The 10,781-nt window shown below is 68.3% G+C and carries 15 protein-coding genes; 5 read left to right on the top strand and 10 right to left on the bottom strand.

What is annotated here, in order from left to right; all coding sequences use genetic code 11:
- Nucleotides 1-7: 7 nt before the first annotated feature.
- Nucleotides 8-700, top strand: a complete 693-nt coding sequence (locus tag ACJ7C5_RS18080; RefSeq protein ID WP_125429753.1) for a COG3650 family protein — start codon at nt 8-10, stop codon at nt 698-700.
- A 47-nt stretch (nt 701-747) separates the two neighbouring features.
- Here ACJ7C5_RS18080 and ACJ7C5_RS18075 read toward each other — a convergent pair whose 3' ends face one another.
- The 6 genes from ACJ7C5_RS18075 to ACJ7C5_RS18050 all read right to left on the bottom strand — a co-directional run bounded on the left by ACJ7C5_RS18075 (nt 748) and on the right by ACJ7C5_RS18050 (nt 4,855).
- Complete coding sequence (locus ACJ7C5_RS18075; protein WP_412704701.1) at nt 748-1,293, bottom strand: hypothetical protein; 546 nt, start codon at nt 1,291-1,293, stop codon at nt 748-750.
- Entirely contained in the window at nt 1,283-1,849 is a 567-nt protein-coding gene (gene yeiP, locus ACJ7C5_RS18070) for an elongation factor P-like protein YeiP (protein WP_006363947.1), read from the bottom strand. Before yeiP ends, ACJ7C5_RS18075 begins: the two co-directional genes overlap by 11 nt.
- A gap of 49 nt (nt 1,850-1,898) precedes the next feature.
- Nucleotides 1,899-2,669, bottom strand: a complete 771-nt coding sequence (locus ACJ7C5_RS18065) for an SDR family oxidoreductase (protein ID WP_014037045.1) — start codon at nt 2,667-2,669, stop codon at nt 1,899-1,901.
- A 100-nt stretch (nt 2,670-2,769) separates the two neighbouring features.
- Nucleotides 2,770-3,666 (bottom strand): hydroxymethylglutaryl-CoA lyase, encoded by an 897-nt coding sequence (locus ACJ7C5_RS18060; RefSeq protein ID WP_412704700.1) that lies wholly within the window; start codon nt 3,664-3,666, stop codon nt 2,770-2,772.
- Nucleotides 3,663-4,064, bottom strand: coding sequence for a VOC family protein (locus tag ACJ7C5_RS18055; protein ID WP_094001942.1), 402 nt, complete (start codon nt 4,062-4,064; stop codon nt 3,663-3,665). Before ACJ7C5_RS18055 ends, ACJ7C5_RS18060 begins: the two co-directional genes overlap by 4 nt.
- Before the next feature lie 2 nt (nt 4,065-4,066).
- Nucleotides 4,067-4,855 (bottom strand): enoyl-CoA hydratase/isomerase family protein, encoded by a 789-nt coding sequence (locus ACJ7C5_RS18050; RefSeq protein ID WP_094001943.1) that lies wholly within the window; start codon nt 4,853-4,855, stop codon nt 4,067-4,069.
- A 119-nt stretch (nt 4,856-4,974) separates the two neighbouring features.
- Between ACJ7C5_RS18050 and ACJ7C5_RS18045 the strand changes: the two genes are divergently transcribed.
- The 3 genes from ACJ7C5_RS18045 to ACJ7C5_RS18035 are packed head-to-tail and all read left to right on the top strand — an operon-like array spanning nt 4,975 to nt 7,345.
- A complete protein-coding gene (locus ACJ7C5_RS18045) occupies nt 4,975-5,229 on the top strand; it encodes a FeoA family protein (protein ID WP_046985653.1) in 255 nt (84 codons plus the stop codon).
- Nucleotides 5,226-7,091 (top strand): ferrous iron transporter B, encoded by a 1,866-nt coding sequence (gene feoB, locus ACJ7C5_RS18040; RefSeq protein ID WP_412704699.1) that lies wholly within the window; start codon nt 5,226-5,228, stop codon nt 7,089-7,091. Before ACJ7C5_RS18045 ends, feoB begins: the two co-directional genes overlap by 4 nt.
- A complete protein-coding gene (locus ACJ7C5_RS18035; RefSeq protein ID WP_125429772.1) occupies nt 7,091-7,345 on the top strand; it encodes a DUF6587 family protein in 255 nt (84 codons plus the stop codon). The genes feoB and ACJ7C5_RS18035 overlap by 1 nt, the downstream gene beginning before the upstream one ends.
- 142 nt (nt 7,346-7,487) lie before the next feature.
- Here ACJ7C5_RS18035 and ACJ7C5_RS18030 read toward each other — a convergent pair whose 3' ends face one another.
- The 4 genes from ACJ7C5_RS18030 to ACJ7C5_RS18015 form a co-directional block, all read right to left on the bottom strand.
- Nucleotides 7,488-7,949 carry a DUF4304 domain-containing protein gene (locus ACJ7C5_RS18030; RefSeq protein WP_088025842.1) on the bottom strand — a complete coding sequence of 154 codons (462 nt, stop codon included), beginning with the start codon at nt 7,947-7,949 and terminating at the stop codon, nt 7,488-7,490.
- 139 nt (nt 7,950-8,088) lie between these two features.
- Nucleotides 8,089-8,670, bottom strand: coding sequence for an NAD(P)H-dependent oxidoreductase (locus ACJ7C5_RS18025; protein ID WP_412704698.1), 582 nt, complete (start codon nt 8,668-8,670; stop codon nt 8,089-8,091).
- A gap of 55 nt (nt 8,671-8,725) precedes the next feature.
- On the bottom strand, nt 8,726-9,121 hold the full coding sequence (locus tag ACJ7C5_RS18020; protein WP_412704697.1) for a MerR family transcriptional regulator: 396 nt from the start codon (nt 9,119-9,121) through the stop codon (nt 8,726-8,728).
- A gap of 4 nt (nt 9,122-9,125) precedes the next feature.
- Entirely contained in the window at nt 9,126-9,887 is a 762-nt protein-coding gene (locus ACJ7C5_RS18015; protein WP_412704696.1) for a 3-oxoacyl-ACP reductase, read from the bottom strand.
- Between the two features lie 90 nt (nt 9,888-9,977).
- Between ACJ7C5_RS18015 and dapB the strand changes: the two genes are divergently transcribed.
- The gene (gene dapB / locus ACJ7C5_RS18010; protein ID WP_088025846.1) at nt 9,978-10,697 is read left to right on the top strand and encodes a 4-hydroxy-tetrahydrodipicolinate reductase; all 720 of its coding nucleotides are present in this window, start codon (nt 9,978-9,980) and stop codon (nt 10,695-10,697) included.
- Nucleotides 10,698-10,781: the final 84 nt, after the last annotated feature.

Here is a 10,781-nt window from a genome sequence, read left to right as displayed (position 1 = left end):
TCGAGCCATGCGTGTAGTTCCCAGTCTGTTGGCAGCCTCCCTCGGGTTGGTGCTGGCCGCGTGCCAGCCGGCCCAACCGCCCGCCGCGGGCGGCACTGATGCCCCGCCTTCCACGCCGCAGCCGAGCGTCAGCACCGAAGGTGGCAGCGAGACCGCCTACCAGTGTGGTGATCTGGACGTGCGCGCGACCTTCAATGGCGAGGATGCGGCCACGGTGGTGATCGGCGAACGCACCTTCGCCATGACTTCCGAGCGCGCGGCATCCGGCGCCAAGTACGGCGATGGCAAGGGCAACAGCTTCTGGACCAAGGGCAGCGATGACGGCCTGTTGAGCCTGAAGGGTGAAGCCGACCGCGAGTGCCATGCGGTCGAAGCCACCGAAGGCGATGGCAGCGCCGGCAATGCCGCGTTCCGTGCCACCGGCAACGAGCCGGGGTGGCTTGCGGTCGTTGATGGCGACACGCCGGGCCTGCAGGTGGAAGTCGACTATGGCGAGCGCCGCTTCGATGTGGCCAAGCCCACCGAAGGCGCTGACGGCTGGAGTGGCAAGGCCTCTGATGGCACCGATGTGAAGCTCAGCTTCCAGCGCACCACCTGCCAGGACGACATGAGCGGCGAGGCGTTCGAAGCCAAGGTGAACCTGACCATCGGCACCCGCCAGTACCACGGCTGCGGCAACTTCGGCGCGAAACAGCCGTAAGGCATCTGCAGAGCCGAGCCCACGCTCGGCTCTGCATCATCGAGGGGTCAGCCCTCGCAGGGCTTCAGGTCGAGATCGAAGTCCAGGTCATAGCGGCTGTTGATGCCGATCAGCGCTTCGCGGATCGCACAGTCACCGCGATAGCGCGCGACCAGATCGGTGAAGATCTTCTCGCGGCCCTCGCAGTACTTCGCGCTGGCCTCTTCCAGTTCGCGGCGGCGCTCGTCGTCGTAGGGTTCTTCACCCGCAAAGTGCTGGCAGGTGTTCTCGCGCGCGAGGAAGGCCTGCATGTCGCCCGGCATGGCGCAGTAGATGCGCACGTCGTCGACGTCGTACACATCGCCTGGGACCGGACAGCCAGCGGCTGCACGTGCCTTGTCCAGCGCTTCATCGCCCGAGGACAGCTCGGCAGTGGGCTCGGCTTCGGCGGTAGCCTCCACGGCGGCTGGTGCCTCCACCGCAGGTGCGGCCGTCACCGCCGGTCCGGCCGGCGTGGCCTTCGGCGTAGCGTCGGCAGCGTTGTCCGCTGCCTGCGGCGAGCACGCCGCAAGCAGGGACAGGCAGCCGATCAGCGCAAGGCGCTTAGTCGGCACGGCCAGCGAATTCGCCGGTGGCGGTGTTCACCAGCACGCGCTCGCCGTTGACGATGTACTCCGGCACCATGATTTCGATGCCGGTGTTGAGCTTGGCCGGCTTCGGGCGCTTGGTGGCGGTGCCACCCTTCAGTTCCGGCGGGGTCTCGATCACTTCCAGCACCACCGAGGCCGGCAGCTGGATCGCCACCGGCTGCTCGTCGATCACCTGCACGTAGATGCCGGTCAGGCCATCGGTGATGTAGCCGGCGTCGTCGCCGATCACGTCCGCGTCCAGGGTGTAGGGGGTGTAGTCCTCATCATCGAGGAACACGAACGCATCGCCATCCTTGTACGAATAGGTGGACTGGCGGCGCAGCAGTTCGACCTCGACCAGGTTGTCGTCGGCATCGAAGCTGGCGTCGAGCTTGTTCCCGCCCGGCACGCTGTACATGATGAAGCGGAAGCGGACGTTGCCGCCGCGACCCTGCGGCGAGCTACGCTCAATGTCGCGGATCTGGTACACGCCGTTGTTGAACTCGACGACGTTGCCCTTCTTGATGTCGTTGGCTTTCATGGTGATCTAGGTCGTTGGGGGAGGGCGCCGTCCCGGCGCCCGGGGGGAATCACTTCGGAGCGAGGCGGGTAGCGCCGTCCAGGCGGATGGTCTCGCCATTGAGGTAGGTGTTGCCGAGGATGAAGCCGACCAGGCTGGCGAAGTCTTCCGGCTTGCCCAGGCGCGACGGGAACGGAATCGAGGCGGCCAGCGACTGCTGCACGGCCTCGGGCATGCCGTCCACCATCGGCGTCCAGAACACGCCTGGAGCAATCGTATTGACGCGGATGCCGAAGCGCGACAGTTCGCGCGCCATCGGCAGCGTCATCGACACCACGCCACCCTTGCTGGCGGCATACGCGGCCTGGCCGATCTGGCCTTCGTAGGCGGCGATGCTGGCGGTGTTGATGATCACGCCGCGCTCGCCATCGGTACCGGCCTCGTTGTGCTGCATGCGGTTGGCCGCGGCCTTGGCCACGTTGAAGCTGCCGACCAGGTTGACCATCACCGTGCCCTGGAAGCCGGCCAGCGGCATCGGACCTTCCTTGCCCAGCACGCGGCCGGCGCCGAGGATGCCGGCGCAGTTCATCGCCACGTTCAGGCCGCCGAGGAAATCGTGGGCCTGGTCGATGGCTGCCGAGACGGCCGCTTCATCGCTGACGTTGACGTTGAAATAGCGGGCCTTGTCGGTACCCAGCCCGGCAACGGCGGAGGCGCCCTTGTCGTCGTTGAGGTCGAACAGGGCCACCTTGCCGCCCTGGGCGACGAGGTGCTGGGCCACGGCCAGGCCGAGGCCGGAAACGCCGCCAGTGATCACGGCACGTACGGAAGACAGCTGCATTGAACGGTCCTGCAGGTTCGAGAACCGCCGATTCTAACGGAAGCCGTGACCGCCGCTGTTGTGCACTGCGCCGCCGGTGCAGGGCGGCGCAGTGCAGCGGTCAGCCGGCGGCGGCCAGTGCCTGGCCGGTGCGGCTGGCAGTGGCGCGGCCGAGCAGACCGGCCAGCCAGCGACCGGTCTCGGCCAGTGCCGGCAGGTCCACGCCGCTGTCCAGGCCCAGGCCCTGCAGCAGGTAGACCACATCCTCGCTGGCGACGTTGCCGCTGGCGCCCTTGGCATACGGGCAGCCACCGGCGCCGGACACCGCGCTGTCGACCACGCGCACGCCTTCTTCCAGGCAGGTGGCGATGTTGGCGATGGCCTGGCCGTAGGTGTCGTGGAAGTGCACGGCCAGTGCCGACATCGGAATCTCGGCCGCCACTGCCTGCAGCATCGCCCGTGCCTTGCGCGGGGTGCCGACGCCGATGGTGTCGCCCAGCGAGATTTCGTAACAGCCCATCTGGTACAGGGCACGCGCCACCCGCACCACGTCGGCCAGTGGCACCTCGCCCTGGTAGGGGCAGCCGAGCACGGTGGAGACATAGCCGCGCACGCGCACGCCATCGGCGGCGGCGCGGCGCAGGATCGGCTCGAACCGGGCCAGCGATTCGTCGATGCCGGCATTGGTGTTGGTGCGGTTGAACGCCTCGGACGCTGCGGTGAACACCGCCACTTCCTCCACGCCCACCGCGCGGGCGCGGTCGTAGCCCTGTTCGTTCGGTACCAGCACCGGGTAGTGGATGCCGGGCCGGCGCTGGATGCCGGCATAGACCTCGGCGGCGTCGGCCAACTGCGGGATCCACTTCGGGCTGACGAAGCTGGTCGCCTCGATGCTGCGCAGACCGGTGGCCGACAGGCGGTTGATCAGTTCGATCTTGTCGGCGGTGGACACCGACTGCTTTTCGTTCTGCAGGCCGTCACGCGGGCCGACCTCGACGATGCGGACGTAGTCGCTCATGCGGCCACCTCGTTGACGGGGCGATGGCAGACCGCCTCGATGTTGTTGCCGTCCGGGTCGAGCACGAAGGCGCCGTAGTAGTCGGGGTGGTACCACGGGCGCAGGCCCGGCGCGCCGTTGTCGCGGCCGCCGGCGGCGAGGGCGGCGGCATGGAAGGCGTCCACCTGGTCTCGGCTGGTGCAGGCGAAGGCCACATGCACGCCGTGGCTGGCGGTGCCGCCATTGCCGAGCCAGAAGAACGGCTTGCCGTCGCTGCCGAAGCCGATGTGATCGTGCGCGCCGGTCTGTTCGGCGGTGACTTCCATCACCACGCCGATCTGCAGTGGCGCCAGCGCCTGCAGGAAGAAGGTCTTGCTGCGCGCCAGGTCGGCGCTGGTCAAACCAAGATGATCGAGCATGTTCAGGCTTCCGTGACCCAATGGGGGGCGCGCTTGTCGAGGAAGGCGCCCAGGCCTTCCTGGCCCTCGGCGGACACCCGCAGGCGCGCGATCAGGGCGGCATTATCCCGATCCAGCGCGTCGCGGTCATGGCTGTCGCGGACCTGCCGGACCAGCTGCTTGGCGGTGGACGAGGCGATCGGGCCGGCCTTGTCGAGCAGGGCCAGCTGCCGCTCCAGCGCCTCGTCCAGGCGCTCGGGCTCGACCAGCTGGTGGACCAGGCCGATGCGCAGTGCGGTATCGGCGTCGAAGTGCTCGCCGGTAGCGAACCAGCGCCGCGCCTGGCGCGGGCCGATGGCCTCGATCACGTAGGGCGAGATCACCGCCGGTAGCAAGCCCAGGCGACTTTCGGTCAGGCCGAAGCGGGCCGAGGTGCTGGCGATGGCGATGTCGCAGCAGGCAACCAGGCCGACGCCGCCACCGAAGGCCGCGCCGTGGACCCGGGCCAGGGACGGCTTGGGCAGCTCGTCCAGGGTGCGCATCAGCCGCGCCAGGGCCAGCGAGTCCTCGCGGTTGTCGGCCTCGCTGGCGGCGGCCATGCCGCGCATCCACTGCATGTCGGCGCCGGCGGAGAAGGAGGCGCCGTGGCCAGCCACCACCACGGCCCGGACCGAATCATCGCGGCCGGCGGCTTCCAGTGCGGCGGTCAGCCGGGCGATCAGGCTGGCGTCAAAGGCGTTGTGCAGCTCCGGCCGGTTCAGCCAGAGGGTGAGGACGGCGCCACGGCGCTCGATCTGCAAAGCATCGTTCATGGGATTCCAGGGTCACTCCATACCTGTATGGATCATAGCGGGCCATTGGTCATGGGCCATGACGCGACGCGGGAATGTTAGAATCGAGAACCATTTACATCCAGCAGAGAACACGCTAGATGACGCTGTCCGAACTGCCGCTGCACACCTCGGCCGTGGTCGAGTCCGTGCAGGACCTGCATGCCAACGATGCCATTGCCCGTCGCCTGCGCGAGCTGGGTTTCGTGAAGGGCGAGGAAGTGCGCCTGGTGGCCAAGGGCCCGGTGGGTGGGGAGCCGCTGCTGGTGCAGGTCGGGTTCACCCGGTTCGCGCTGCGGATCAGTGAAGCCAAGCGCGTCGTGGTCGACGCCAACCGCCAGGAGCGTCGCGCATGACCGCTGCAGCCTCTACCGCGCCCCTGCGCATCGCGCTGGTGGGTAACCCCAATAGCGGCAAGACCGCGCTGTTCAACCAGCTGACCGGCAGCCGCCAGAAGGTCGCCAACTACACCGGCGTCACCGTCGAACGCAAGGAAGGCCGCCTGCGTGCGCCGTCCGGTCGTGAGTTCGCGGTGCTTGACCTGCCCGGTGCCTACAGCCTGCATCCGGCCAGCCTGGACGAGGCGATCACCCGCGACCTGTGCCGGGGCTTCTACCCGGGCGAAGCCGCGCCGGACGTGCTGCTGTGCGTGATCGACGCCACCAACCTGCGCCTGCACCTGCGTTTCGCGCTGGAACTGCGCGAACTGGGCAAGCCGATGGTGGTGGCCCTGAACATGGTCGATGCGGCCCAGCGCCGCGGCATCCAGGTGGACGTGGCCGCGCTGGAGCGCGAGCTGGGCGTGCCGGTGGTGGAAACCGTGGCGGTGCGCAAGCAGGGCGCCAAGGCCCTGGTCGAGCGCCTCGATGCGATGGTGCCGCACCTGGATGCGCCGGTGCCGGGCCCGGAGGGTGGCATCGACTACCACGCGAAGGTGCGCGAGATCCTGTCGGTGGCCGTGCGCATGCCGGCGCGCACTGCGAAGATCGACGACGCGCTGGACCGCTGGCTGCTGCACCCGGTGTTCGGCCTGATCAGCCTGGCGGTGGTGATGTTCCTGATCTTCCAGGCGGTGTACGCCTGGGCAACACCGTTGATGGACGGCATCGAGGCCGGTTTCGCCTGGCTTGGTGCTTTCGTCGGCAGCGTGCTGCCGGAAGGCCCGTTGGCCAGCCTGCTGACCGACGGCATCATCGCCGGCGTCGGTGGCGTGGTGGTGTTCCTTCCGCAGATCCTGATCCTGTTCTTCTTCATCCTGGTGCTGGAGGAATCCGGCTACCTGCCGCGTGCGGCGTTCCTGCTCGACCGCATGATGGCCGCGGCCGGCCTGTCAGGCCGCTCGTTCATCCCGCTGCTGTCCAGCTTCGCCTGCGCGGTGCCCGGCATCATGTCCACCCGCAGCATCCAGGACCCCCGTGACCGCCTGGCCACGATCCTGGTCGCGCCGCTGATGACCTGCTCGGCGCGACTGCCGGTGTATGCATTGCTGATCGGTGCTTTCATTCCGCAGAAGACGGTATGGGGCGTGTTCAACCAGCAGGGCCTGGTGCTGTTCGGCCTGTATGCGGCGGGCATCCTCAGTGCGCTGGCGATGTCGTGGATCATGAAGAAGTGGCGCCGCGACAAGAGCGAGCATCCGCTGATGCTGGAGCTGCCGTCGTACCGCCTGCCGCACGTGCGCGACCTGGCGGTGGGCCTGTACGAGCGCGGCATGATCTTCCTCAAGCGCGTTGGCGGCATCATCCTGGCGCTGACCATCCTGCTGTGGGTGCTGCTGTCGTTCCCGGCGGCCCCGGCCGGCGCCACGATGCCGGCGATCGATTACAGCTATGCGGGCCAGATCGGCCATGCGATGGCGGTGTTCTTCGCGCCGCTGGGCTTCAACTGGCAGATCTGCATTGCGCTGATTCCGGGCCTGGCCGCGCGCGAAGTGGCAGTGTCCTCGCTGGCCACCGTGTACGCGCTGTCGGCGGCCGATGACGATGCCGCCAGCCAGGCGCTGACTCCGCTGATCAGCGACGGCTGGTCGCTGGCCACCGCGCTGTCGCTGCTGGTCTGGTACATCTACGCCCCGATGTGCATCTCGACGCTGGCCACCATCAAGCGCGAGACCAATTCGTGGAAGACGATGGCCTTCTCGGCGTTCTACCTGTTTGCTGCGGCCTACGTGGCGGCGCTGATCACCTACCAGGTGACCAAGGCTCTGGGAGGCGGCTGATGGACCGTGGACTGCTGCTGCAGTACCTGATCATCGCGGTGGCCGTGCTGGTCAGTGCCTGGGTGGTGCTGAAGAAGCAGTTCCCGGGCACCGTGCGCAAGCTGCGCGGGGTGCTGGCGCTGGCCCTGCTGAAGCCGGGTCGCGCTGCCTGGCTGCAGGCGCTGGGGCGAAAGATCGCGCCGCCGGTCACGGGCGGCGGTGGTGCCTGCGGCGGTTGCGACAGCTGCGGGCCGACGCCGCCCAAGCAGCACTGACGCTGCTTTTCCTGCCCTGGTGGGTGCGAACCTTGGTTCGCACGCTTGCGGGCTTCATCCACGCATGGCGTGGATCTACTGTGGGTTTTCCGCCACGCATGGCCGCCACGCATGGCGTGGATCTACCGGACCTCGGCTGGATTCAAACCTCTCTGCGGATGAGCGCGCGGAAGTTCCCGTCCTGATTCAATCGCCGCACCGACTCCCGGTTTCCATGGGTTGCCGCGAAGCCCGCCACGTCGGCAAGGGCATCGAGCAGCAGGCCTTTCAGTCCGTCTCGGTTACCGGCTTCCAGCAGATCTTCGAGATCCTGCTGGATGAAGGTCCGGCGCAGGCCCGGCGTTTCTTCGATCCGCCAGTCGACATGGGGCGTAGGAATGCTGGAGCGGTACCTGAACGCGGTTTCAAGATCGTCAGGTGCGAGGGGATACGCGAGCAGCTCTGGAAAGTAGAGCCCGGCATTCACATAGAAGCCCCGACTTTCGCTGGCGCGTTGGTGATTCACGACAAGCAGGGCGTCATCCAGCAAGCGGTAGCGGGTCGTCGACGTGCCGGCAAAGCCGGTCTTCCTGGCGCACTTGCTGAAGACAGTGGAGGATTTCATGGGCGTTGCCTGGGCCGTAAGAAGTGCCCACAGCCTTTAGGCACAGTGCCTGGCGGTCAATTGGCAAACGCGACACGCGCAACGAGCGCCCCAGGTGGGTGCGAACCTTGGTTCGCACGCTTTGCCCCTGGCCGCGGATCTACCCGGCCCGTGAACCGAGCTCTGCTGCCAACGCCAGCCATCGCTCCCGCTGCGCCGGGCTGCTGCTGCGCACCGCGCCGAGGCGGCTGACCCGCACCGGGCGGATGCCGCAGAACTCCAGGATGGTGGCTCGGATCTGGATGATGCCCGGGTCGCGGTAGATCCAGCGGTAATACCAGGGCGGCGTATCCAGCGTGGTGATCACCCGCGCGCTGCGCCCGGCCAGCAGCCGGTCCCACCACACCGAATCGCGCCGGTAGCGGAAGGCGTATCCCGGCAACAGCACGCGATCGAAGAAGCCCTTCAGCAGCGCCGGCATCGCACCCCACCAGGTGGGATAGACCAGCACCAGGTGATCGCAGGCTTCGATCGCATCGGCGGCGTCCTGCAGATCGGCTTCCAGCGGCTGGATCTGGCGGTAGCCGTGGCGCAGCACCGGGTCGAATTCAAGGTCGCCCAGCGCGATCAGGCGCACCCGGTGGCCAGCATTCTCGGCGGCCGTGGCATAGCGCTGGGCGAGGGCGCCACACAGGCTGTCACGATCAGGATGACCGAGCAGGATCAGGATGGAGCGGGACACGGCAACCTCGGGCAATGGAAAGTACGCGAGGGTGCGGTCTGCCCCTGGGGCAGAGTCAAACCGGGGTGGTGCAGCCGCTGGGTTGCAGGATGCAGTCGCCGCTGCCGGAGTGCAGCCACTGCTGCAGTTCGTCGCTGACCTGCTGCAGGGCAAGCTCGACCTTTGCCAGTCGCGCCCGCTCGTCGGCAATGCGGCCGCGCTGCTGCTCAAGCAGGGCCAGCACCGCTGGCCAGTCGAGCCGCCCGTCGCGACCCTGCAGGCGGGAGATCGCGGCCAGGGTGATGCCCAGCCCCAACGCCTGGCGGATCAGTTGCACCCAGGCCACGTCCTGTTCGCTGTAGTCGCGATAGCGGTTCAGACGTGGCACCGGCGGCAGCAGGCCGCGCGCCTCGTACAGGCGGATGGCCTTGGCGCTGGCGCCGGTCAGGCGGCTGACTTCGGAGATGCGCATCGGCTCAGTCCCGCACCAGTCCGCCATCCACCACCAGGTTCTGCCCGGTCACCGCGCGTGACCACGGGCTGGCGAAGAACAGCGCGGCATCGGCGAACTCGGCCGGGGTGGTGACGCTGCGCAGTGGCGTGTTTGCGGCGATGTAGTCGAACACCGCTTCGGGCGTGGCGGCGCTGGCATCGGTAGTGCGCAGCAGGCCACCGGACAGCATGTTCACGGTGATGCCATGCGGGCCGAGATCGCCGGCCAGGGTGCGGGTGAGTGACAGCAGTGCGGCCTTGGCGGCGGTGTAGTCGTGGTAGGGCACGACCGGGTTCTGGAACAGGTTGGTGCCGATGTTGATGACCCGGCCGAAGCGACGGGCCTGCATACCGGGCAGGGCGGCCTGCACGGTGTTCAGCGCGCCGCGCACGCTGCCCTCGAACTGCGCCTGGAAGGCCGGCCAGCCGATATCGGCGGCGCCGTCGCGGGCATCGCCATTGAACGAGAACGCTGCGAGTGCGTTGTTGACCACCGTGGTGACGCCCTGGCCGAAGTGGGCCAGGGCGTGCTGCAGCATCGCATCGACCTGGTTGCGATCAGTGACGTCGGCAGGCAGTGCGATTGCCTGTCCGCCCAGCTCGGCGGCCAGCGCTCGAGCGGTGCCTTCGCTACGCTGGTAGTTGACGATGACGCGCGCACCCTGCGCAGCGAACGCGCGGGCGATGTGCTGGCCAAGGCCGCGGCCGGCACCGGTGACCAGCACCAGCTGTTCGCTGATCTGCATGAGGGAGCTGCCATCCATTGCATGAAAGGGCATGCAGCGTAGCAGCGATGACGCTTGCCGGAGCGGGCGTGCTGCCGCTAGCCTGCAGGCATGAACCAGACTCCCCTGCGATTGCTCATTCACGGTGCCTCCGGGCGCATGGGCCAGGCCTTGCTGCGGCTGGCCGCCGAACATCCCGAAACCCTGCAGATCGTGGCAGCAGTGACCGGCCGTGCGCCGGCCCAGCGCGTGGTCGACGGCGTGCCGTTCTTCGGCGCCAGCGAACTGCCTGGCGCGCCGGTGTTCGATGTGGCGATCGACTTCAGCCTGCCGGAGGGTTTCGACCCGATGCTGGCGTTGTGCGTGGAGCGGGGCGTGGGGCTGGTGTCGGGCACCACCGGCATCTCCAGCGCCCAGCGGCAGGCGCTGGACGCGGCGGCGGCGACTATCCCGCTGGTCTGGGCATCGAACTTCAGCCTGGGCGTGGCGGTGCTGGACGAGCTGGTCGAGCGCGCCGCACAGGCGCTGGCCGGCTGGGACTGTGACATCGTCGAGTCGCACCATACGCAGAAGAAGGACGCGCCGTCGGGCACTGCGCTGACCCTGGGCGCGGCCGCGCAGCGGGGCGGGGCGGAGCCGCATTACGCCAGCCTGCGTGCCGGTGACATCGTCGGCGAGCATCTGGTGCAGTTCACCGGCCTGGGCGAGCGCATCGAGCTGGTGCACCGGGCCACCAACCGCGACATCTTCGCCCGCGGCGCCCTGTTCGCCGCCCGCCAGCTGCAGGGCCGGGCCCCGGGCAGCTATCGGGTGCGGGACCTGCTGCAGTAAGGCGGTAGTGCCGGGCGCGGGCCCGCCCCCCCCCCCCCCCCCCCCCCCAGGGGGGTTGGCAGCCCCCCCCCCGCCCACACCCCC

It is taken from the genome of Nocardiopsis yanglingensis (assembly GCF_045809185.1).
GTDB classification, from domain to species: Bacteria; Pseudomonadota; Gammaproteobacteria; order Xanthomonadales; family Xanthomonadaceae; genus Stenotrophomonas; species Stenotrophomonas yanglingensis.
The sequence above is the reverse complement of the archived record's forward strand: the minus strand, read 5'-3'. Positions and strand labels throughout refer to the sequence as shown.

Bases quoted from the DNA above. Each gene is read 5' to 3' on its own strand.
- ACJ7C5_RS18080 (WP_125429753.1), top strand. From the start codon at position 8: ATGCGTGTAGTTCCCAGTCTGTTGGCAGCCTCCCTCGGGTTGGTGCTG.
- yeiP (WP_006363947.1), bottom strand. From the start codon at position 1,849: ATGAAAGCCAACGACATCAAGAAGGGCAACGTCGTCGAGTTCAACAAC.
- ACJ7C5_RS18065 (WP_014037045.1), bottom strand. From the start codon at position 2,669: ATGCAGCTGTCTTCCGTACGTGCCGTGATCACTGGCGGCGTTTCCGGC.
- ACJ7C5_RS18060 (WP_412704700.1), bottom strand. From the start codon at position 3,666: ATGAGCGACTACGTCCGCATCGTCGAGGTCGGCCCGCGTGACGGCCTG.
- ACJ7C5_RS18055 (WP_094001942.1), bottom strand. From the start codon at position 4,064: ATGCTCGATCATCTTGGTTTGACCAGCGCCGACCTGGCGCGCAGCAAG.
- ACJ7C5_RS18050 (WP_094001943.1), bottom strand. From the start codon at position 4,855: ATGAACGATGCTTTGCAGATCGAGCGCCGTGGCGCCGTCCTCACCCTC.
- ACJ7C5_RS18045 (WP_046985653.1), top strand. From the start codon at position 4,975: ATGACGCTGTCCGAACTGCCGCTGCACACCTCGGCCGTGGTCGAGTCC.
- feoB (WP_412704699.1), top strand. From the start codon at position 5,226: ATGACCGCTGCAGCCTCTACCGCGCCCCTGCGCATCGCGCTGGTGGGT.
- ACJ7C5_RS18035 (WP_125429772.1), top strand. From the start codon at position 7,091: ATGGACCGTGGACTGCTGCTGCAGTACCTGATCATCGCGGTGGCCGTG.
- ACJ7C5_RS18030 (WP_088025842.1), bottom strand. From the start codon at position 7,949: ATGAAATCCTCCACTGTCTTCAGCAAGTGCGCCAGGAAGACCGGCTTT.
- ACJ7C5_RS18020 (WP_412704697.1), bottom strand. From the start codon at position 9,121: ATGCGCATCTCCGAAGTCAGCCGCCTGACCGGCGCCAGCGCCAAGGCC.
- ACJ7C5_RS18015 (WP_412704696.1), bottom strand. From the start codon at position 9,887: ATGCAGATCAGCGAACAGCTGGTGCTGGTCACCGGTGCCGGCCGCGGC.
- dapB (WP_088025846.1), top strand. From the start codon at position 9,978: ATGAACCAGACTCCCCTGCGATTGCTCATTCACGGTGCCTCCGGGCGC.